This window comes from Micromonospora sp. CNZ296 (assembly GCF_007827635.1).
Genome location: NZ_VISW01000002.1, coordinates 424,882 through 445,857, shown reverse-complemented (window position 1 = coordinate 445,857; position 20,976 = coordinate 424,882). Strand labels below are relative to the sequence as shown.

Genomic DNA, 20,976 nt, shown 5'->3' with positions numbered 1-20,976 from the left:
GGCGTCGATCACTGGACTCACCAGCGGTACGAGTGAGCCGATCAGGAACGCCACCTCGCGGTCCGATTCCGGCGAAACGTCGACCACCGGTCAACGTAGGGATGTCAGTTGGCAGGTCACCGCAGTTCCACGCCGCAGCGCGGCGAGGTGACGGGCTATCTCCTGAAGCTCGTTCGTGAATCCGTGCCGCTCACCCAAGAACAACTCGCCGCGCATCTGGACGTGGACCGGGTGACCGTTCAGAGCTGGGAGTCGGGGCGCAGACCGTTCACCGCCGTGCCATTCGGTCAGGCCGTTGCGATTCGCCAGCGGCTCGGACGCCTCGGAGCAAACACAAAGCTGCTGGCCGCTCTCGACGACGCCGCCGAGGCAGACCTCATCCTTGCGGCGCTCCTCCGGGACGACGCGGGCCGATCCCCCATCGCCGAACAACCTCTCGGCTGGTCGGTGCTGACGCACCGTCTGACCGACCTGATCCTCTGGAGCGTTCTCGGACAGACGCCAACCTTCATCAGGAGTCTCCCCATACCCCGCCGACGCGGACCCGTGGCGACCGCCCCGCTCCTGCCCGCCGACGAGCGGAGGGCCTTCTTCGCACGCCTCCGCATGCTCGCCGAACGTTCGGCGTCCGAACGCGAGCCGGATGTCCTGCTGCACCGGCAAGCCTGCTTCCTTGCCGGCATGGATCACACAGGCGCGTCTGCGTCATGGCTCGCCGAAGGCACCACCCGGACAACTCGCCAGATCACCCGCTTCCACACCTGGTCACCGCTGTGGCCCGACATCCGGTCGATGGTGACCTCCCTGGCGAACCAGGGAGATCCGGAACCGCTAAGAGACTTCATCGACCGTGCTCACCCGGACGATGCCTGTGAGCGGGCCGCACTCAACTACTCCGCCTACTGGGTGGGCGAGATTCCGTACCGCCATCGCGACGACTCGTTCATGCCCACTGCTCTCGGCGACTGGCGAGGAGTCGTACTGTTCCGGCACCTGGTTGACCGCCTCACCATCGGCCACCCGTTCGTCGACCTCAACGTGCACAACCTCTGGGCTCTGCTCATGGCGAGGCGCGGCCTCACCCACGATGACCTCGCCACCGGGCAGGCACTGGCCGACCGGTGCGCCACGCTGCTCGACAGCGACCAGGTATCCACGCAGTCACGACAAGAACTAACGTCTATCCTCTACAGCCTCCGTGCTGACGGAGTCACCGGTACAGGGACGGGCAGATGAGCGAGGACCAGGACGCCGCAGGAGCCATGAGCTTCATCTTCGAGGCCGGCGTGCTCAAGCGCGCCGCCCGTACCGGCTGGTGGTTCGCCGGCGTGAAGCACCCCGAGTCGATCGCCGAGCACTCGTTCCGCACGGCGCTCATCGGCATGATGCTCGCGGCCATGGAGGGTGCCGACCCGGCTCGGGTCTCGATGTTGTGCGTTCTGCACGACACGCAGGAAACTCGGATAACCGACATCCCGCACATCGCCAAGCGCTACCTCACCGCCGCGCCCAACACCGCCGTCACCGCCGACCAGGTCGCCGACTGCCCGCCCGCCGTTGCCGATGTGATCAATGCCGCCGTCGCCGAGTACGAGGCCGGCGAAACCTTGGAGGCGGTGGTGGCCCGAGACGCGGACAAGTTGGAGTGCCTTGTCCAAGCGGTCGAGTACCGGCAGCAGGGCGTCGCCGACGTTCAGCGCTGGATCGACAGCTCGCGGGCATCGCTCAAGACAGCATCGGCTCACCGCCTCGCCGACGCCGCCCTTACCGGCGCTCCCATGGAGTGGCTGAAGCCGCCCCGGCTTTAGGCGTTGAATAACGACCCATCGCAGCATCTCATGTTTATGACGGATTCGGATTGCCTCAGTCACGTACAACCATAATCAGCGGGTATCGACTTTTAGCTGAAAGACGACAACCGAAGGCACTTCTCGCCCCAAATGAAGCCTGTTACCATGAGTTATGCCCATCATGGCCGGCAGTTCTGACACGAATGCAAACGACACCTCTGAGGTGGAGGAGGATACAGAGAAGCAAAGGTCGATCACGGTGCCGGGCGGGTATGTCATATCCGATCCTGGACCAGTAGTAATCGTCGGCCCGAACGGCTCTGGGAAGACCCGACTATCCCGCCAGATTACAAGCGCGGTAGGCCTCGAGGTCGTAAATGCCCTTCGCAACACTCGGATCAGCCAACAACTCCAGCCCATGTCGCTCGGCCAAGCAAAAGCCAACTTCGTTAGCCAGCGCGAGCAGGCGCGTGTGCAACCCTACGAGCTAAGCAACGACTTCGATTTTCTCCTAACTTCCCTGTTCGCTGAGTCGTTCAACACCTCTACGGAGTACTTGCAAAGTGTACGAGCAGGTAGGGCGGAAAGCCTTCCCGAGCTAACAACACTTGAAAAGGTTCAGTCAATTTGGTCTCGATTTTTCCCGGGGCGAGAGCTTTTCTTCAAGGATTACGGTCCGTATGTCCGAAGCTCCGTTCTCGCCGGTGCTGACCCGGTCGAGTACACTGCCTGGCAGATGAGCGACGGCGAGAAGGCGGCCTTATACCTTGCGGGCCGACTCATCAATGCGGACGAAAGAGCTGTAGTGCTCGTCGATGAGCCAGAGACGCACTTTCATTCACTTCTGGCTGTAGAGTTCTGGGACGCGATCGAGGCCGAGCGGCCAGATCTCCGTATCGTGTACGTCACGCACGATATGACCTTCGCAAGCTCCCGCAGGGGGCATGTTCTTCTGGCTAGCCCCGCCACGGGCCTCACCCCTTCGTCATTCCAAGAGCGACTTTCCGATGACGTCGCCGCAGTGTTGCTAGGAACCGCTTCATTATCCTTCTATGCAAAACGAGTGATCTTCTGCGAAGGTGACGAGAATTCATTCGACAAGATTCTTTACGCAGCATGGCTGGGTGACCGCACGACGGTAGTGAGACCGGTTGGCAGCGCAGACATGGTGATTCGCTGCGTCACCGCCTTGCGTCGCTCCAACCTAATTCGGAATCTGGAGGTAGTCGGACTGGTAGACCGAGACTTCCACCCAGACAATTACTTCGCCGCCCTCCCTCAGGGCGTCTACGCATTAGGCGTTCATGAGGTCGAGTCAATCTTCGCGGTTCCAGCAGTGGCTGTGGCGGTCGGTTCACATATTGGAAACCACGTAGATGAAGCCCAACTTTGCGCTACCCTGATTTCGAGCTATCAAGACCACGAGCGAAGCAAGGTCATCCTCGAACGCTGGAAGCGCCAGGTCGAATCTCGATTGGTCGGCGTAGTTGCGACCGTCGGTACAAGAAACGCCGCCATCTCGGAAATTTCTTCACAGATACCGGCAACCTTCGATTCGGCCAACTGGGATTTCAAACCTCAGGAGATCCTTGAGACGGAGCGCACCCGAGTCGAAGAGGCATTCATAAACGCCAAAGCCAGCATCGTTGAAGTTCTGCGATTAATGCCCGGAAAGCAGCTGATTCCTAGAGTTGCCCAAATAGCAGGAATGACACCGCAGGCATATCGTAGGCTCATCGTCGCCGCACTAGAGGGTGACAGCAGCCTCGCAGATCTGGAGAGCAGTATTCGATCATCCCTCAGTGAATTCCTTCCAGAGTTCGCTCGCCCAGACGCACCAAGGATCCGCCGTGACGCGTAAGCCTTAGCGCCCGCAGGACCGATATGACCGCAGATGGAAACCTTCTGGCCGCTGTCAACGGAACCGTCACAGGATGCAGAAGTCTCCCACCGTTGTGTCTTCGACAGTATGAAAAGCCGTTGCCCTTCAAACTCGCTGCCTCAGAACCAGCTCTCGCGCATGTCCAGCGTCGTCCGGTCCAGTCCTTCGAGCAGGTCGAACTGCACCCCCACCTTCGGCAGCTCCCACCGGTAGAAGTACCGCGCCGCCTGCCTCTTCCCCGCCAGGAACTCCCCCTCGGCCCCCTCCGGCGACCCCAGTGCCTCCACCACCAGCACCTGTTCCAGCCACATCCACGCGATCACCACGTGCCCGACCGCCTCCAGGTACACCGAGGCGTTCGCCAGCGCCAGCTCCGGGTCGCCCGGCGCCCACAACCGCCGCGTCACCACGGCGATCCGGTCCACCGCCGCGCCGAGCTGACCGGCCAGCTCCGAGGCGAACCCCTCCGCCTTCCACGCCCGGGTGACGGTGCCGCGGATGGTCTCCAGCAGGAGCTCCAGCGCGGCACCGTCGCGCATGGTGACCTTGCGGCCGAGCAGGTCCAGCGCCTGGATGCCGTGGGTGCCCTCGTGGATGGCGTTGAGCCGGTTGTCGCGCCAGTGCTGCTCGACGTCGTAGTCGCGGGTGTAGCCGTACCCGCCGTGCACCTGGATGGCCAGGTCGTTGGCGGCCAGGCACCACTGCGCCGGCCAGCTCTTGGTGATCGGGGTGAGCAGGTCCAGCAGCAGTTGCGCCCGCTCGCGATCGGCCTCGGCGGGCGCGGTCTTCTGCTCGTCGAGCAGCCGTCCGCAGTAGAGCACCAGCGCGAGCGCGCCCTCCACGTAGCTCTTCTGGGCCAGCAGCATCCGGCGTACGTCGGGGTGGGCCACGATCGGCACCTGCGGCGTGGTGGGGTCCTTGTCGGCGACCGGCCGTCCCTGCGGGCGCTGCCGGGCGTACGCGACGGACTTCAGGTACGCGGTGTAGCCGAGCGCTGTGGCGCCCGCCCCGATGCCGATGCGCGCCTCGTTCATCATGTGGAACATCACCGCGAGCCCCTGGTGCGGCTGCCCCACCAGGTAGCCGACCGCCCCGGCCCGCCCGTACGGCCGGTGCACACCCTCGCCGAAGTTCAGCAGCGTGTTGGTGGTGCCCCGGTAGCCGAGCTTGTGATTGAGGCCGACCAGCACCACGTCGTTGCGCGCCCCGAGGTTGCCGTCGTCGTCGAGCAGCACCTTCGGCACGATGAACAGCGACAGCCCCTTCACGCCGGGCGGCGCGCCGGGGATACGGGCCAGCACCAGGTGCACGATGTTCTCGGCCAGTTCGTGGTCGCCGCCGGAGATCCACATCTTGGTGCCGACGATCCGGTACGTGCCGTCGTCCTGCGGCTCGGCCCGCGTGGTGAGGTCGGTCAGGGAGCTGCCCGCCTGCGGCTCGGACAGACACATGGTGCCGAAGAAGCGGCCCTCGACCATCGGGCGTACCCAGGTGTCGATCTGCTCGGCGCTGCCGTGGGCGAGCAGCAGGTTGGCGTTGCCGAGGGTGAGCATCGGGTACGCCGACGTGCCCACGTTGGCGGCCTGGAACCAGGCGAAGGCGGCGGCGGCCACGGTGTGCGGCAGTTGCAGGCCGCCCACTGACTCGTCCATCGTGGCGGCGAGCAGCCCGGTCTCGGCGAACGCCTCCAGGGCGGCCTTCACCTGCGGGATGGTCCGCACGCGCTGCCCGTCGAACGTGGGTTCGCCGGTGTCGGCGGCCCGGTTGTGCGGGGCGAAGCGTTCGGCGGCGACCCGGGCGGCGAGGTCCAGCACCTCGTCGACGGTCTCCCGGGAGTGCTCGGCGTAGCGGGGCCGCTCGGTCAGCCGCGCCACGTCCAGCCAGTCGTGCAGCAGGAACGCGAGGTCACGGCGGGACAGCAGCAGATCGGACGAGGACAACGTGGACTCCTTCCGGTCAGCCGCGGCGCAACCCGGCGACGGCCTCCCGCAGGTCATCCTGACCGATCGGAGCCGGTGGCGCACCCTCCGCCGCCTCCCGGAGCGCCTTGGCGAGTTGCACCCGGCGCAGCACCTCCCGGAGGTCCGCGCCGGTCAGCCCGGCCGTGTCGGCGGCGAGCGCGGCCGGGTCGACGTCGTCGGCGAACATCTTGAAGCCCGGCCGCTCGTGCCGGTCGATCAGTTCGCGGATCATCTTGCTGAGGATCTCGGCGCGTCCGGCCTCGTCCGGCGCCGGGATGGCGATCTTCAGGTCGAAGCGGCCGGAGCGGATCAGCGACGCGTCCACGCGCTGCGGGAAGTTGGTCGTGGCGACCACGATGACGTCCGGGTTCTCCTCGAACAGCGTGTTCATCTCCTGCTTGAAGATGCCCGCGACCGCGTTGACCGCCTGGCTGGCCGCGTCGCCGCCGGCACCGGCGTAGCTGATGATCGAGTCGAACTCGTCGAACAGCATCACGGTGGGCCGCCGGTAGCGGCGCGCCTCCCGGAAGATGCGCTTGATGTTGCGTTCCGAACCGCCGAGGTACTTGTCCAGGATCTCCGGGGTACGGATCTCCACGAAGTCCGCGCCGACCTCGTTCGCCAGCGCGCGGGCCAGCATCGTCTTGCCGGTGCCGGGCGGGCCGTACATCAGGATGCCCTGCGGCCTGCGCGCGCCCCAGCGGGCCATCGCCTGCGGGTGCCGGAACGACACCGCCACCTCGCGGAACCGCGCGACCACGTCGGGCAGGCCGCCGACCTGGTCGAGGGTCACCGCCGCGCTGCGCGGCCCGGCCACCGCGACCGGTCGCCGCCCCACGAGGTACGTCCGTCCGCGCAGCACCGCCGGCTCCTCGCTGTCGCCGGACAACTCACGTACGGCCTGGAGCAGCAGGCCCAGCATCGCCCGCAGGTGCGCCGGATCCACGTCGGCGCTGGGCACTTCGGCGCGGATGCGTACCGTGCCGTTGTCCTGGTCGACGCGGGGGCGCAGCCCTGCCTCCTCGGCGGCGCGCAGCACCTCCCGGCCGGCCGGGTCGCGCGGCGGCGCGACGAGCGTGGCGACCGGGCGAGGCCAGATCCGCCGCCCGGCCTCCACCGCGATCCGGCCCACCGCGGCGGCCGGGCCGTCGCCGCCGCGCGCGGCCAGCCGCTCGGCGAGCAGCAGGCCGACCGGCCCGGCCAGCCCGAGGGCGATCAGGCCCGCCGGTGCGGCCTCCACCCGGAGGTACGCCTCGAAGCGGTGCACCGGCGGCTCGGCGGCGGTGTCGGCGCGCACGGTACAGCGGACCTCCCGCACCGGGGCGGGGAAGTCGCCGCCGGACAGCAGGTCCACCGGCCCGTCCGTGGCGGCGGCGAGCAGCCCGGCCGCGTCGGTGATGCGCACCTCGGCGCCGAGCAGCGGCACCGTCTCCTCGTCCGGCCGTACCTCGGTCATCGGCAGCCCTCTCCTCGCGGCGGCGTCCGCTTCCCTCGCGTGGCGTCCGCCTCCGAGTCTGGCACCGGCCCGGCCGGGCGGCCACCGCTCAGCTCGCCTCGGCGAGCAGGCCGTCGACCAGGTCGCGGGGCAGCCCGTGGGTGTCGTGCAGCCAGTGGTAGTCGCGTTCGGTCAGCGGCCCGCGCTCCCGTACCCGGTCCACGAGCGGCCGTCCGCGTCGCAGCAGTCCACGGAAGCGGCGTTCCTCGTCCACCAGCGTCGCGTGCAGCGAGCCGACGTCGACCGGCCGCATGCTCGGATCGGGCACCTGGCGGAAGCGGCGCAGCGTGTCCGCGTACACCTGGGGTGGCATCTCGTCCAGGGTGCGCGCCGGGTCGTCGCGCCACAGCACTGTCAGCGCGCGGCGCAGCAGCCGCCGCAGCACGTACCCGCGGCCGGTGTTGCCGGGGCGTACCCCGTCACCGAGCACGACCACCGCGGACCGCAGGTGGTCGGAGACCACGCGCAGGTCCTCACCGCGCAGGTCCCACCGGTCGCGGACGACGTCCACCCACGGCCGCAGCCCGTCGCCGGTGAACACGGACCGGTCGCCGCGCAGCACCATCTCCAGCCGTTCCAGGCCCATGCCGGTGTCGATGCTGGAGCGCGGCAGCGGCGTGAGCCGGCCGTCGGGGTGCCTGTGGTAGCGCATCTGCACGTGGTTCCACACCTCCACCCAGCGCGCGTCGGTGCTCGGTGTGCCGGTGGGCGGGCCGTCGCCGGTCCACACGAAGATCTCCGAGTCCGGTCCGCAGGGGCCGGTCGGGCCGTTGGACCACCAGTTGTCCTCGCCGAGCGCCTCCACCGGGACGCCGAGCCCGGTCCATGTCTCCCGCGCGGTGTCGTCCGGCCCGAGCCGGTCGTCGCCGCCGAACACCGTCGCGTGCAGCCTCCCCGCCGGGATGCCGAACCCGTCGGTGAGCAGCTCGAAGCCCCAGCGCAGGCTCGTCGCGATGTCGTAGTCGCCGAGCGACCACGAGCCGAGCATCTGGAACACGGTCAGGTGGGTGCTGTCGCCCACCTCGTCCAGGTCCGTGGTGCGCAGGCACCGCTGCACGTTCGCCAGTCGCCGTCCGCCCGGGTGCGGGCGCCCCAGCAGGTACGGCGTGAGCGGGTGCATGCCGGACGTGGTGAACAGCACCGGGTCGCCGGGCGGCGGAACGAGCGAACTCTCCGGCGCACGCCGATGGTCGTGCCGCTGGTAGTGGTCGAGGAACGTCCGGGTGATCTCGTCGGGTGTCATGGTGGGTGCCTTCCGGGTACGGGTGACCGGACGGCCCGCCGCGCGCGTTACACGGCGTCGACACGACGACGCCGGCGGACCGTTTCCGGTCGCCGGCGTGGGTGTGGGGCAGGTCAGGCGGCGGCAACCGGCGAGCGGGAAGCTCGCGCGGCCGCGGCGGTAAAGGTGCGCCTGCTCTGCATACTCCGACGGTAGCCCGCCCCGCACCGTCCCGCCCAACCCTTTTCCGCGCGCCCGCGTGCCCCGTGCCCCGCGCCGGCGCAAGATCAACGCAACTCCCCCGAGAAGGCGGGGTCACCGGCCCTCGGATGCCGCCATTTCGCCGAGCTGGAGTTGACCATGCCCCCCAAAGGCGCGGGTGGAACGCCATGGGTGTCAAAACGGGCCGGAGACACCCGTGGCGTTCCACCCGGGCGGGCGGCGGGCGTCAGCGGGTGGGGGTGAGCAGGCGGCGGTAGAGCGCGTCCAGGCGTTCGGCCTGCGCCTCCCACGTCCACCCGGGCAGCGGCGAGTCCGGCCCCTCGTAGGCGGCGCGGTAGCGGGCCGGGTCAGCGAGCACGGCCCGTACCGCGCGGGCCAGGTCGGCGGCGTCGCGGGCGCGGAACACCTCGCCCTGCCCGGTGGCGCGGACCGTCTCGGCCATGGTCCGTACGTCGCTGACCACGATCGGCAGCCGCGCGTGCGCGTACTCGAAGAACTTCGTGATCAGCGCGATCTCGTGGTTGGGCCAGTGGTGCAGCGGGATCAGCCCGATGTCGGCGGCGGCGAGGAACGCGACGAGCTGCCGGTGCGGCACGTACGGCAGCACGTGCACCCGGTCGCCCACCTGATGCCGGGCCGCGCGGGCGACGACCTGGCGGACGTAGGCCGCGTCCGGGTCGGCGACGACAAGGGCCAGGTGTACGCCGGGCAGCAGCGGCAACGCCTCGACCACCGTGTCCACGCCGCGCTGGACGGCCATCGCCCCGCTGTAGACGAGCAGCGGCGTGTCCGGGGGCAGACCGCAGCGCTCCCGCAGGTCGGGGGCGGGCAGGTCTGCGGGCTCGGGGTCGGGCGACTCGGAGGGCGCAGTCGGCTCGGGGGTGGCGGTGACCGGGGCGTTCAGGATCACTGTGGGGCGCTCGGGCAGGGCGTGGTCGCGTACCAGCAGGTCGGCGAGCGTGTTGGAGACGGTGACCACCGCGTCGGCGGCGCCGACGTACTCGCGGACGTACCCGAGATGCGCGGGCAGCCAGCGGGCGTTGTCGCGGCGGGGCCGGGCGCCGGGCAGCCACTCGTGCGCGTCCCAGACCAGCGTGGTGTCACGTCCGGCGGCGCGGGCACGCTCGACAGCGCGCGCGGCCACGCCGAGCATCCGGAAGTCGTGCGCGTGGATCAGGTCGGGCCGCAGCTCGTCGACGACCGGTCCGGCGACCCGTTCGTAGTCCCAGAGCCTCGGCTCCAGCCGCCGCCAGGCCCCGTCGCGCAGCCGGGCCCGCCAGTAGCGGACCTGGGCGTGCTCGACCGGCCGACGGGCCAGCCGGGCCGCGCGCAGCGGCAGCCCGCCCCGGGCCACCAGCCGCGTCCGCAACCCGGACACGCCGCGCGGGCCGGAGACGGCGGCCGGTGGAGTGGCGCGCGCAGCGGCGAGCGGCAGGATGCGCACCTCGGCGTCGCCGAGCCGCCAGCGGCGTTCGGCGTCGACGTGTGCGCAGCCGATCAGCGTGACGTCCCAGCCCGCGTCGGCGGCCGAGCGGGCCGCCTTCTGCACCCGCGAGTCACCCTCGACCGCGTTGTCGACGAGCATGACCACGCGCCGGCCGAGCCGCGTCGTGTCGTCGCGCCCCATCGGCGATCCACCCCTCCACCCGTACGCCCGGACGGGCGCGAGTGTACGGGGGCGCGGGACCGTAACGACGGCCGCGAAACCGGCTCTGAGCTGCGGTGACGCCGACTGTGCAGCCGACGGTCAGGTGCCGGCCGGTGGAAGTTCACCGGCCGTGCACCGAGCGGGCGGGTCAGGCCGTACCGGAGGAGGCCAGCGCGGCCGGGGCGACCGGCTGCCGGCTGTCCTTGCGGTTGGGCAGCGACAGGCGGATGACCTTCCACCACGCGGAGGCGACCTGCTTGGGCAGCGGGCCGGTGGTGTAGTGCAGGCCGTACCTGTCGAACAGCGCCCGCACCTGCGGGGCGATCTCCTGGTAGCGGTTGCTGGGCAGGTCGGGGAAGAGGTGGTGCTCGATCTGGTACGACAGGTTGCCGGTCATGATGTGCAGCAGCCGGCTGCCGCTGATGTTGGCCGAGCCGAGCATCTGCCGCAGGTACCACTCGCCGCGGGTCTCGCCGTCGATGGAGGTCTTCTCGAACGTCTCCACGCCGTTGGGGAAGTGCCCGCACATGATCACGGAGTGGCTCCACACGTTGCGCAGCAGGTTCGCGGTGAACGTGGCGGCGAGCGTGGACAGGAACGACGGCCCGGACAGCAGCGGGTGCACCACGTAGTCCTTGAGCACCTGGCGGCGGATCTTGCGCCCGACGGCCCTGGCCTTGGCCCGGAACTTGGGGTCCTTGAGCTTGCGCTGCTTGAGGTGGTCGCCCAGCTCCATGTCGTACGCGGCGATGCCGTACTCGAAGAACGCGGCGTTGAGCAGGTTCCACAGCGGCTGCCCGAGGTGCATCGGGTGCCAGGGCTGGTCCTCGTCCACGCGCATGATGCCGTACCCGAGGTCGTTGTCCTTGCCGACCACGTTGGTGTACCTGTGGTGCAGCTCGTTGTGCGACTGCTTCCACTGGTCGGCCGGGGAGACGTGGTCCCACTCCCAGGTGGTGGAGTGGATCTTCGGGTCGCGCATCCAGTCCCACTGGCCGTGCAGGACGTTGTGCCCGATCTCCATGTTCTCCAGGATCTTGGCGACCGTGAGCCCGGCCGTGCCGACGATCCAGGCCGGCGGGAACAGCGAGAACAGCAGCACCGCACGGCTGCTCATCTCCAGTGTCCGCTGGGTCTTGACCACCTTGCGGATGTAGCGGGCGTCCCGCTCCCCCCGGTCGGCGAGAACCCGGTCCCGGATCGCGTCCAGTTCCTTGCCGATGATCTCGATGTCCTCGGCGCTCAGGTGGGCGATCGGGTTGACGGCCTTCTTCTGGATCACGGTCACGTGGGTGGCTCCTGTCAGATATCGATGTCGCAGGTACCGGCGGCGGCCGACACGCACGTCTGGACCAGCACGCCGTCCCCCGGTACGGCAGTGGTGACGTCGCCGTTGCGCAGGTCGCGGACAGCTCCCTGGCGCAGCGGTACGACGCAGCCGAAGCAGATGCCCATCCGGCACCCGGAAGGCATCAGCACTCCGGCGTTCTCCCCCGCGTCGAGCAGTGTGGTGGCGCCGTCGGACTCGACTGTCACGCCCGCCCCGGTGAAGGTCACGGTGCCTCCCTCTCCCGGCGTGATCACCGTCGGGCGGAACCGCTCGGTGTGCAACCGCTCGACGGGACCGTTCGAGGACCAGTACCCCTCGACCGCGTCGAGCATGCCGATCGGCCCGCACGCCCACGCCTCCCGGTCGAGGTGGTCGGGCACCAGGCCGGCCAGTTCGGCGACGTCGAGCAGGCCGTCCGTGTCGGTGTGCCGCTCGATCAGCCGTAGCGCGCCGCGGTCGGCCAGGGCGCGCAGCTCCGTACCGAAGATGACGTCGTCGCGGGTCGGCGCCGAGTGCACGAGCACGACGTCGGCCCGGTCGGCCAGCCCGGAGCGCAGCATCCCCATGACCGGGGTGATGCCGCTGCCTGCGGTGAGGAACAGGACGCGCTCGGGCGTCGCGGCGGGCAGCACGAACTCGCCCTGGGCCTGGTCGAGGTGCACGATCGTGCCGGGCCGCAGCCGGCGTACGAGATGGTTGCTGACCTTGCCGTCCGGGATGGCCTTCACGGTGACGGAGATCCGGCCGTCCGTGGCGTCCGGCGGCGAGGTGAGCGAGTACGCGCGCCACTGACGCACCCCGTCGACGTCCACGCCGAGGCGGATGTACTGCCCGGGCGTGTGGCCCTGCCAGGCGCGGCCGGGTTGGATCACCAGCGTGGCCGCGTCCCGGGTCTCCGGGCGTACCGCGACGATCTTGCCGCGCAGCGGGGCGCCCGCGCGCAGCGGCGCGATCAGGTCGAGATAGTCGTCCGGCAGCACCGGCGTGGTGACCGCTCCGGCCAGCCGCAGCAGCCTGTCCCGGAAGGTGACCTTCTGAGGGCGGCGGGAGGCAGTTGTGGTCATATAACCAGCGTGACCGCCCGATCGCATAACATCTTGACCGGCAAAGGTGAAACGGTCGCAGGTTTTTGTTCGGAGGGAACAAACATGACGTCGGAGGCCGGCACGGGGCAGCGCGCCGCGCACCTCAACCTCGACGCCGGGATGGCCGCGACGCTGCGCGGCCGGCTGCCGGTGGTCGCCGAGCGGACCGTCTCCGCGATCACCGCCGAGGTGCCGGATTACTCCGGCGCGCTCACCGGCGCCATGCGGGCGAAGATCGAAAACGCGGTACGCATCGCGCTCGGCACGTTCCTCCAGCTCATCGAGGGTACCCAGGCGTTCGACCCGAGCACTCCCCTGGCCCCGGCGCTGGAGGCCGCGTACGCGCTGGGCAGCGGCGAGGCCCGCTCCGGGCGCAGCATGGACGCGCTACTGGCCGCGTACCGGGTGGGTGCCCGGGTGGCCTGGCGCGAGGTGTCCACCACGACGGTACGCAGCGGGCTCGCCGCCGAGACGGTGGCCGAGTTCGCCGAACTGATGTTCGCGTACATCGACGAGCTGTCCGCGGCGAGCGTGGCCGGGCACGCCGACGAGCTGGCGAGCGCCGGCCGGATGCGCCGCCGCAACATGGAACGGCTCACCCAGCAGTTGCTCGCGGGTGAGCCGGAGGAGTCGCTGCGGCGCAGCGCAGAGCGCGCCGACTGGCCGCCGCCACAGACGCTGACAGTGGTGCTGCTGCCGCGCCGGCACCTGCGCGCGGTGCTGGCGCTGCTCAACCCGTACACGCTGGAGAGCGGGGAGGACCTGCCCGGCATGAACCCGGTCGAGGAGCTGGCCGTACTGCTGGTGCCGGACATGCACGGCGGCCGGCGCCGCCAGCTCACCCGGCTGCTGCACGGGCACCGGGCGGTGCTCGGCCCGGCCCGGCCCTGGCACCGGGTCGCCGCGTCGTACCAGCGGGCCACCCGGGCGCTCGCGCTCGGCCTCGGCGAGGCGGACGCCGGGCCGGTCGACACCGAGCGTCACCTGGCGACGCTGCTGCTCAGCATGGATCCGGAAGCCCTGGCCGACCTGCGCGCGCAGGCGCTCGCGCCGCTGGCCGCGCTGCCCCCGGCCACCGCGCACCGGCTGGCCGAGACGCTGCGGTCGTGGCTGCTGCACCAGGGACGCCGCGACGACGTGGCGGCCGACCTGTACGTGCACCCGCAGACCGTCCGCTACCGGATGGGCAAGCTGCGGGAGCTGTTCGGCGACCGGCTGCACGACCCGGCCACTGTGCTCGACCTGACCATCGCTCTGGCCGTACCTCCGGAGCCGGAGGAGGCCTGACGCCGCGCCGGGGCGCACGGCCCGGTGCGGCCGGGACCTCCGGCCCTGTCCGCCCGCGACGGCGGCGGGCAGGGTCGGAAGGGGACGAGCAACCAGGAGGGCCGCCATGAACAGCTCATCGACCCGCATCGAGCAGGACCCGAGGGTACGGGTGCTGGAGGCGGCCGCCCGGCAGTCCCTGCACGCCCCGTCGGTGTTCAACACCCAGCCCTGGCGCTGGCGGGTCACCGGCGACGCGCTGGAGTTGTGCGCCGACGCGGACCGGCAGCTCGCCCACACCGACCCGGACGGCCGGCTGCTCATGCTGAGCTGCGGCGCCGCCCTGCACCACGCGCGCGTGTCGCTGACGGCGGTCGGCTGGGCGGTCACCGTGGAGCGGCTGCCCGACCCGGGCGACCCGTCGCTGCTGGCCCGGGTGCGTACCACCGGCCCGGCCGACCTGGACGTCCCGGCGGGCCGCCTGGTCGACGCCATTCCGCGCCGCCGCACCGACCGCCGGGCGTACGGGGACCGGCCGGTGCCGGAGGCGGTGCTGGCCCGGCTCGGGGACGCCGTGGAGGCCGAGGGCGCGCACCTGCACGTGGTCCGGCCGGACCAGATGCCGATGCTCGCCGTCTCCACCGGTCGCGCCGCCGACGCGGAGCTGGCCGACCCCGCGTACCGGGAGGAGCTGCACCGCTGGACCCACCGCCCGGAGGGCAGCGGCGACGGGGTGCCCGCCGCCACCGCCGTGCGGCCGTCCCCGCGCCGGGTGCCGCTGCGCGACTACGCCCCCGGCGGGGCGGCCGGGCTCAGCGCGGGCGCGGACTTCGACCGGGGCGCGGCGTACCTGATCCTGTTCGGCGAGTCCGACGAGCCGGCCGCCTGGCTGCGCGGCGGCGAGGCGCTGTCGGCGCTGCTGCTCACCGCCACCGCCGAGGGGCTGGCCAGCGCGCCGCTCAGCGACGCCGTGGAGCTGGCCTGGCCGCGCCGGATGATGCGCGACCTGCTGGCGGGCATCGGCGACCCGTACCTGGTGGTGCGCGTCGGCTGGGGCCCGGACGCGGAGCTGCCGCCGGCGCCGCGCCGCGCGCCCGCCGACGTGATCGAGGTGGTGGACCCGCCGCGGTGACCCGGCGCGGTCCGGAGGGCCACCGCCGGCGCGGCGGTCGTCGTAGCCTCGACGCGTGTGGGATCTGGACCCGGCCGCCGCGTTCGTGGTCTTCGGCGACCAGGACTCCGGATGCGTCTCCTACGGCGTGGAGTCGGCGGGCCGGCGCTGGTTCGTGAAGCGGGCCGGGACACCCGCGGCGCGAGAGTCGCTGACCCGCGCGTTGGGCCTGCACGCCGCGGTCCGGCACCCGGCAGTGGTCCGGCCCGAGCTGGTCCGCGACGGCACCGACGGCCCGACGCTGGTGTACCCGTGGTGCGACGGCGTCGTGCTCAACCACGCCACAGCCGGCGGCGGCAGCGACCGGAGCGGGCTGGCCCGCTTCCAGCGGCTGCCGGTCGCCGAGGTACGCGCGGCGCTGGACATCATCCTCGACGCCCACCTGGCCGTGAGCGCGGCCGGGTACGTGGCGATCGACCTGTACGACGGTTGCTTCCTCTACGACTTCGACGCCCGCCGGATGCGGCTGATCGACCTGGACGAGTACCGGCCGGGACCGTTCGTGCTCGACTCCGACCGGCTGCCCGGCTCCCGTCGCTACCTGTCGCCCGAGGAGCTGACCCGGGGCGCGACGATCGACGAGCGCACCACGGTCCACGCGCTGGGTCGTACGCTGCACCACCTGCTCGACGGTCCGTCCGGCTGGCGGGGCACGGCCGCCGAGCGCGCGGTCGCCGACCGGGCCGCCCGGTCCGATCCGGCGGAGCGGTACGCCACAGTGTCCGCGTTGGTCCGCGACTGGCGAGCCGCCTGATCGACGGGCCTTGTCAGGCCGGGTCTCGACGACGCGCGCTCGCCCCTGCGCGTAACTTTCCGTTACCGCGGCCCGATTCGACAGTAAATCACGGAGGGTGACGGCAGTCGCCGGGGCCGAATGGGTCGGATTGTCCGCAGCATGCTCCTGAACAGCGACGATGCGCGGCGAGCCGAGAGCTGGACGCATACCCCTTCGCGCCCTTTGCTCTGCAGCCACATACGCGGCAGTGGCCGTGAGTCACCGATGCGCCGATGGCTGCAGAGCAAAGGGCGCGGGGTGAGTTCTGCCGGGGAGCTGCGGAGGCTACTGTCGGTGACGGCAAGTCCCGACGGCGGCCGGACCTCGGCGCGGCCTGATCCCGCACGATCGGGCGCGGTGCAATCAGGCGCCGCACGACCAGGCCCGGTGCGATCAGGACCGGTGTGATCAGGCCGGCTGCCATCGGGCCCGGCGCGACCAGGGGCCGCCCGACGTGCCGGGCGGCCCCTGGGGCAGTGGATCGAGGCCACGGGACGGGCGCCGGGTTCGGCGGTCGGAGGCGCCGGGCCACGCCGACGGATCAGCGGGACGGCAGCGACAATTCCGCATAGTCCACTGTCGGCACGGCCCGGCGCCGAACATATTCACGTCTATCTGTTGACGAGTACGGGATCGACGACAATCATTACTCTCGCTGGATCGACGTACCATGAATGTCGGATCTGGTGGCATTTCTTACCCCTCGACGGGATCGCGCCGGGACTGCGATTCCGCCGGGCGACCATGCCCGGCGCACGCCCGGCCAATCCTACCGAGCTAATAGGAATTGTCGCCGCTCGCCCGAGGAGTCCGCCGGTGGACGGGAACAACGACGCTCCCGCACCGAGCCCGCCGAGGCCGGTGCAGAACGGCTCTGAGCTGCCCGAACAGCTCGCCCTGCACGGCGGACAGCCGGTGCGGCGCACGCCCTGGCCGACGTACGACAAGGGCGCCGTGTTCGTGCACACCGAGGACGAGGACGCGGCCATTCGCGCCGTCCGCAGTCACCTCTACTTCCGATACGACCATCGGCCGCCGAACGAAACCGAATGCGGGCGGTTCGAGGACGAACTGTGTCGCTATTTCGGCACCCGGCACGCGCTGGCCGTTTCCAGCGGGACCGCCGCACTGGCGCTCGCCCTGATGGGCGCCGGAGTGCCGCCGGGATCATTGGTGGCCTGCCCCGGATTCACTTTCGTCGCCACCCCCAGCGCCATTGTCCTGGCCGGTTGCCGGCCATTCCTGGTCGAGGTCGACGACGACCTGCGGATGGACCTCGACGACCTGCGCCGCCGCTGGCACCCCGAGATCCGCGCCGTCATGGTCGTGCACATGCGCGGCTTCGCCGCCGACGTCGAGGCGCTGTCCGCGTTCGCCGCCGAGATGGGCGTGCCGCTCATCGAGGACGCGGTGCCCGCGCTCGGCGCCGAACTCAACGGCCGCAAGCTCGGCACGTTCGGGGCCGCCGGGGCGTTCAGCACCCAGTCCGACAAGGCGCTCAACTGCGGCGAGGGCGGTTTCCTGATCACCGACGACAGCACGCTGTTCGCGCGGGCGGTGGCGCTGTCCGGGGCGTACGAGGGGCGGCTGCGGCGGCACTTCCCGGACGGCGAGCCGCCGCTGACCGGCCTGGACCTGCCGCTGCTGAGCCTGCGGATGGACGAGATCCGGGCGGCACTGCTGCGCGCCGAGCTGACCCGGCTGCCGCAGCGGCTGGCGCTGTTCCACCGCAACTACGCGCACGTCAGCGCCGCCCTGGCCGGGCTGCCCGGCATCGCGGTCCGGCGGCCGGTCGCGCCCGGGGCGTACCTCGGGGAGGCGTTCGTGTTCCGCGTACCAGGCGGCGACGCGGGCTGGTTCGCCCGCGCGCTGCGGGCTGAGGGGATCGACGCCCGCAACATCGGCGCGGACGACGACCTCAACGTCCGGGCGTTCTGGAACTGGCGGTTCCTGTACGACAGCGCCGACCCCGGCGAGATCCGCGCGACGCTGCCACGTACCGCACGGCTGCTGACCGAGACCGTCGACGTGCCGCTATCGTCCAACCTCACGCCCGGGGACTGCGACGACCTGGTCAGCGCGGTCCGCAAGGTGGCCGCCGCCCGTGAGACAGCCCTGGTCGGGTCGTGACCGGCGCGCAGGCCCCCGCCCGGCCCCTGCCCCGGCTCGCGCTCGCCGGGCTGCTCGGCGGGCTGTTCACCGGCTACCTCGGACTGACAGCGGTGATCCCGGTGCTGCCCGGCTTCCTGCGCGAACGGCACGACGCCGGCGACCTGACAGTCGGCGTGGTGGTCACGGTGACCGCGGTGACCGCGCTGCTGGTCCGGCCGGTCGCGGGCGCGCTCGCCGACCGGCACGGCCATCGGACGGTGATGCTGGCCGGGGCGCTCGTGGTGGCCGGTGGTGGCCTGCTCTACCTGGCCCCGCTGAGTGTGCCCGCGCTGGTCGCGGTCCGGCTGCTGCTCGGTGCCGGTGAGGCGGCGCTGTTCACCGCCGGTGCGGTGTGGATCGTGCAGCTCGCCCCGCACGAGCGGCGCGGCCAGCTCATCGGCCTGTACGGGGTGAGCATGTGGGGCGGCATCTCCGCCGGCACGTTCCTCGGCGCGACAGTGCAGCAGGCCGGCTATCCGGCGGTGTGGCTGCTCAGCGCGGTCGCTCCGGCGGTCGGCGCGGCGCTCGTCGCGCTGGTGCCCGCGCCGGCGCGTACCGCACCCGCGGCAAAGGGTGCCGGGCTGCTGCTGCGCCCGGCGCTGCTGCCCGGCATCGCGCTCACCTTCGGCGCCGCCGGGTACGCGGGTCTTGCCGCGTTCGTCGTGCTGCACCTGGACGCCCGGGGCATCGGCCACGGCGTGGTGGTGCTGAGCTGCTTCAGCGCCGTGTACGCCGGCACCCGCCTGGTCATCGGGCACCTGCCGGACCGGCTCGGCCCGCGCCGGGTGGCCGCCTGGTGCGGCGTCGGCGAGGCGGTCGGGCTGCTGGTCATCGCCGTCGCGCCGAACCTGCCGGTGGCGGTGGCCGGCAGCGTGGTGATGGGCGTCGGGTTCTCCCTGCTGCACCCGTCGCTGGCGCTGATGGTGATGAACCGCACCGACCCGGCGCGGCAGGGCGCGGCGATCGGGGCGTACACCTCGTTCTGGGATCTGGGCCTGGCGGTGTGGGGGCCGGCGACCGGCCTGGTCGCGGCCGGTCTCGGCTATCCGGCGGTGTTCGTCGCGGGTGCGGCCGGCGCGGCCGTCGCCGCCGCGATGGCGTTGCGCATCGGCCGGCCGGCGCCCGCGCCCGCCCAGGCGGCGGAGGTACGCGCGGCATGAGCCCACCGGTGACCGTCCTGAGCGTCAACGGCTGGTGCCGCAACGGCAGCACCATCATCGGCAACGTCCTCGGCGAGGCGCCCGGTGTGGTGCACGTCGGTGAGCTGCACTTCCTGTGGAAGAACTCGACCGGGCGCGGGGTGAACGACAGGTGCGGCTGCGGCGCCGCGCTGACCGCGTGTCCGCTGTGGTCGGCGGTGCTGCCGCTGGGCCGCCCGGCCGGGATGCCGGCGGACGCGCACGCCGCCGAGGTGATCCGCCGGCAACGCGCCCGGCTGCGGACCCGGCACACGTGGCGGGTGCTGCGCCGGGGCGCGTACGACGCGGACACCCGGGCGCACGCGGACCTGCTCGGCGCGGTCTACCGGGAGGTGGCCGCGCGCACCGGTGCCCGGGTCATCGTGGACAGCACCAAGATCCCCGGCGAGTCGGCGTTGCTGCCGCACGTGCCGGGCGTCGAGGCGTACTGGCTGCACCTGGTGCGCGACCCGCGCGCGGTGGCGCACTCGTGGCGGGAGCCGAAGGAGTACGTCTACGCGATGTCGGCGGCGCGCAGCACCGCGTACTGGCACGGGTTCAACCTCGCGTCGGCGGCGATCAACCGGCGGTACCCGGACCGGTCGGCGTTCCTGCGCTACGAGGACTTCACCGCCGACCCGGCCGGCACGATCGGCGCTTTGCTGCGGCTGGTGGGCGTGGACCCGGCGGCCAACCCGGTACGGGAGCGGACCGTCAAGCTGCGCGGCAACCACACGGTCACCGGCAACCCGGACCGGTTCCGGACCGGCCCGACCGTCATCCGGGACCGCGACGACGGGTGGCGGCGCACGCTCACCGGCCGGCAGCGCCTCGCGGTGGCGGCGCTGGGCTGGCCGCTGTCCACCCGGTACGGCTACCGGTCCGGCGGGCCGGACGGCGACCCGGCGTACCCCGGCGCGGCGGCCCGCGTCGGCGAGACGGAGAGGTGAGGACGTGGATCTGGGGCTCAAGGGCCGGGTGGCGCTCGTCGCCGGCGGCACCAGCGGCATCGGGCTGGCCTGCGCGAGGGAGTTCGCCGCGGAGGGCGCGCACGTGGCGGTCTGCGGGCGTGACCCGCAGCGGCTGGCCGCCGCCGAACGGGAGCTGACGGCTGTGGCGTCCGGCCGGGTCAGCGCGACCGGCGTGGACCTCACCGACACCGGCGCCGCCGCCCGCTGGGTGGACCGGGTCGCCGAGGAGCTGGGCGGGGTGGACGTGCTGCTGGTCAGCGGCGGCAGCCCGCCTGTGGGCACCGCCACGGGGTTCGGCACGGACGACTACCGGGCGGCTGTGGACCGGGTGCTGCTGCCGGCGGTAGCGGTGTCGATGGCCGCGCTGCCGCACATGCGTGCCGCGGGCTGGGGCCGGCTGCTGCTGGTGGCCTCCGAGACCGCCTGCGTGCCGATCGGCCCGCTCGTGCTGTCCGGGGTGACCCGGGCAGCGCTGGTCCGCTTCGCCCAGGGCCTCGCCGTCGACGTGGGCCGCGACGGCATCACCGTGAACGTGCTCGCGCCCGGCGGGGTGCGGACGCCGCCGATGGAACGCGCCGCGGCCCGGCTCGCCGGCGCGGACGGCGACGTCGAGGCGCGGCTGGCCGCGATGGGCCACCACAGCGCCGTCGGGCGGCTGGCCCGGCCCGAGGAGGTCGCCGCGGTGGCCGCGTTCCTGGCCGGCGAACGCGCGTCGTACGTGACCGCCGGGGTGCACCTGATCGACGGCGGCGCCGCCGCCACCGGCCCCGACCTGCCCCACCTCACCGGCGTCCGCAAGGACACCTACGCCTGACCCACCGACCGCCGC

16 protein-coding genes are annotated in these 20,976 nt (G+C 71.6%); 10 read left to right on the top strand and 6 right to left on the bottom strand.

All coding sequences use genetic code 11. The annotated features are described in order from the left end of the window. The first annotated feature begins 108 nt into the window (after window positions 1-108). From FB455_RS04765 to FB455_RS04755, 3 genes are all read left to right on the top strand, one after another. On the top strand, window positions 109-1,236 hold the full coding sequence (locus tag FB455_RS04765; RefSeq protein WP_145752394.1) for a helix-turn-helix domain-containing protein: 1,128 nt from the start codon (window positions 109-111) through the stop codon (window positions 1,234-1,236). Further along, complete coding sequence (locus FB455_RS04760) at window positions 1,233-1,808, top strand: HD domain-containing protein (RefSeq protein ID WP_145752392.1); 576 nt, start codon at window positions 1,233-1,235, stop codon at window positions 1,806-1,808. The genes FB455_RS04765 and FB455_RS04760 overlap by 4 nt, the downstream gene beginning before the upstream one ends. A 163-nt stretch (window positions 1,809-1,971) precedes the next feature. Continuing rightward, window positions 1,972-3,651: an AAA family ATPase gene (locus FB455_RS04755; RefSeq protein ID WP_222434126.1), complete on the top strand. Its 1,680-nt coding sequence runs from the start codon at window positions 1,972-1,974 to the stop codon at window positions 3,649-3,651. 140 nt (window positions 3,652-3,791) lie between these two features. On the opposite strand, the gene FB455_RS04750 is transcribed toward FB455_RS04755, so the two are convergent. The 6 genes from FB455_RS04750 to FB455_RS04725 all read right to left on the bottom strand — a co-directional run bounded on the left by FB455_RS04750 (window position 3,792) and on the right by FB455_RS04725 (window position 12,614). Beyond that, entirely contained in the window at window positions 3,792-5,612 is a 1,821-nt protein-coding gene (locus tag FB455_RS04750; RefSeq protein WP_145752388.1) for an acyl-CoA dehydrogenase, read from the bottom strand. Window positions 5,613-5,628: 16 nt separating this feature from the next. Then, entirely contained in the window at window positions 5,629-7,089 is a 1,461-nt protein-coding gene (locus FB455_RS04745; RefSeq protein ID WP_145752386.1) for an ATP-binding protein, read from the bottom strand. A gap of 88 nt (window positions 7,090-7,177) precedes the next feature. Then, window positions 7,178-8,371, bottom strand: coding sequence for an alanine--tRNA ligase-related protein (locus FB455_RS04740; RefSeq protein ID WP_145752384.1), 1,194 nt, complete (start codon window positions 8,369-8,371; stop codon window positions 7,178-7,180). 427 nt (window positions 8,372-8,798) lie between these two features. Next, window positions 8,799-10,199 (bottom strand): glycosyltransferase family 4 protein, encoded by a 1,401-nt coding sequence (locus FB455_RS04735; RefSeq protein ID WP_145752382.1) that lies wholly within the window; start codon window positions 10,197-10,199, stop codon window positions 8,799-8,801. A 169-nt stretch (window positions 10,200-10,368) separates the two neighbouring features. Next, complete coding sequence (locus FB455_RS04730; protein WP_013285873.1) at window positions 10,369-11,508, bottom strand: fatty acid desaturase family protein; 1,140 nt, start codon at window positions 11,506-11,508, stop codon at window positions 10,369-10,371. Window positions 11,509-11,522: 14 nt separating this feature from the next. Then, window positions 11,523-12,614: a ferredoxin reductase gene (locus FB455_RS04725; RefSeq protein WP_145752380.1), complete on the bottom strand. Its 1,092-nt coding sequence runs from the start codon at window positions 12,612-12,614 to the stop codon at window positions 11,523-11,525. 84 nt (window positions 12,615-12,698) lie between these two features. Here FB455_RS04725 and FB455_RS04720 point away from each other — a divergent pair, with 84 nt between their 5' ends. The 7 genes from FB455_RS04720 to FB455_RS04690 all read left to right on the top strand — a co-directional run bounded on the left by FB455_RS04720 (window position 12,699) and on the right by FB455_RS04690 (window position 20,961). Next, window positions 12,699-13,922, top strand: a complete 1,224-nt coding sequence (locus tag FB455_RS04720; RefSeq protein WP_145752377.1) for a PucR family transcriptional regulator — start codon at window positions 12,699-12,701, stop codon at window positions 13,920-13,922. 106 nt (window positions 13,923-14,028) lie between these two features. Then, window positions 14,029-15,033 (top strand): Acg family FMN-binding oxidoreductase, encoded by a 1,005-nt coding sequence (locus FB455_RS04715; protein ID WP_145752374.1) that lies wholly within the window; start codon window positions 14,029-14,031, stop codon window positions 15,031-15,033. A gap of 55 nt (window positions 15,034-15,088) precedes the next feature. After that, window positions 15,089-15,826, top strand: a complete 738-nt coding sequence (locus tag FB455_RS04710; protein ID WP_047893829.1) for a serine/threonine-protein kinase — start codon at window positions 15,089-15,091, stop codon at window positions 15,824-15,826. Between the two features lie 837 nt (window positions 15,827-16,663). Continuing rightward, window positions 16,664-17,977 carry a DegT/DnrJ/EryC1/StrS family aminotransferase gene (locus tag FB455_RS04705; protein WP_145752371.1) on the top strand — a complete coding sequence of 438 codons (1,314 nt, stop codon included), beginning with the start codon at window positions 16,664-16,666 and terminating at the stop codon, window positions 17,975-17,977. Beyond that, complete coding sequence (locus FB455_RS04700; RefSeq protein WP_013285867.1) at window positions 17,974-19,158, top strand: MFS transporter; 1,185 nt, start codon at window positions 17,974-17,976, stop codon at window positions 19,156-19,158. Before FB455_RS04705 ends, FB455_RS04700 begins: the two co-directional genes overlap by 4 nt. After that, complete coding sequence (locus tag FB455_RS04695; protein WP_145752369.1) at window positions 19,155-20,126, top strand: sulfotransferase; 972 nt, start codon at window positions 19,155-19,157, stop codon at window positions 20,124-20,126. The genes FB455_RS04700 and FB455_RS04695 overlap by 4 nt, the downstream gene beginning before the upstream one ends. 4 nt (window positions 20,127-20,130) lie before the next feature. Further along, complete coding sequence (locus tag FB455_RS04690) at window positions 20,131-20,961, top strand: SDR family NAD(P)-dependent oxidoreductase (RefSeq protein WP_013285865.1); 831 nt, start codon at window positions 20,131-20,133, stop codon at window positions 20,959-20,961. The last annotated feature ends 15 nt before the right edge of the window (window positions 20,962-20,976 follow it).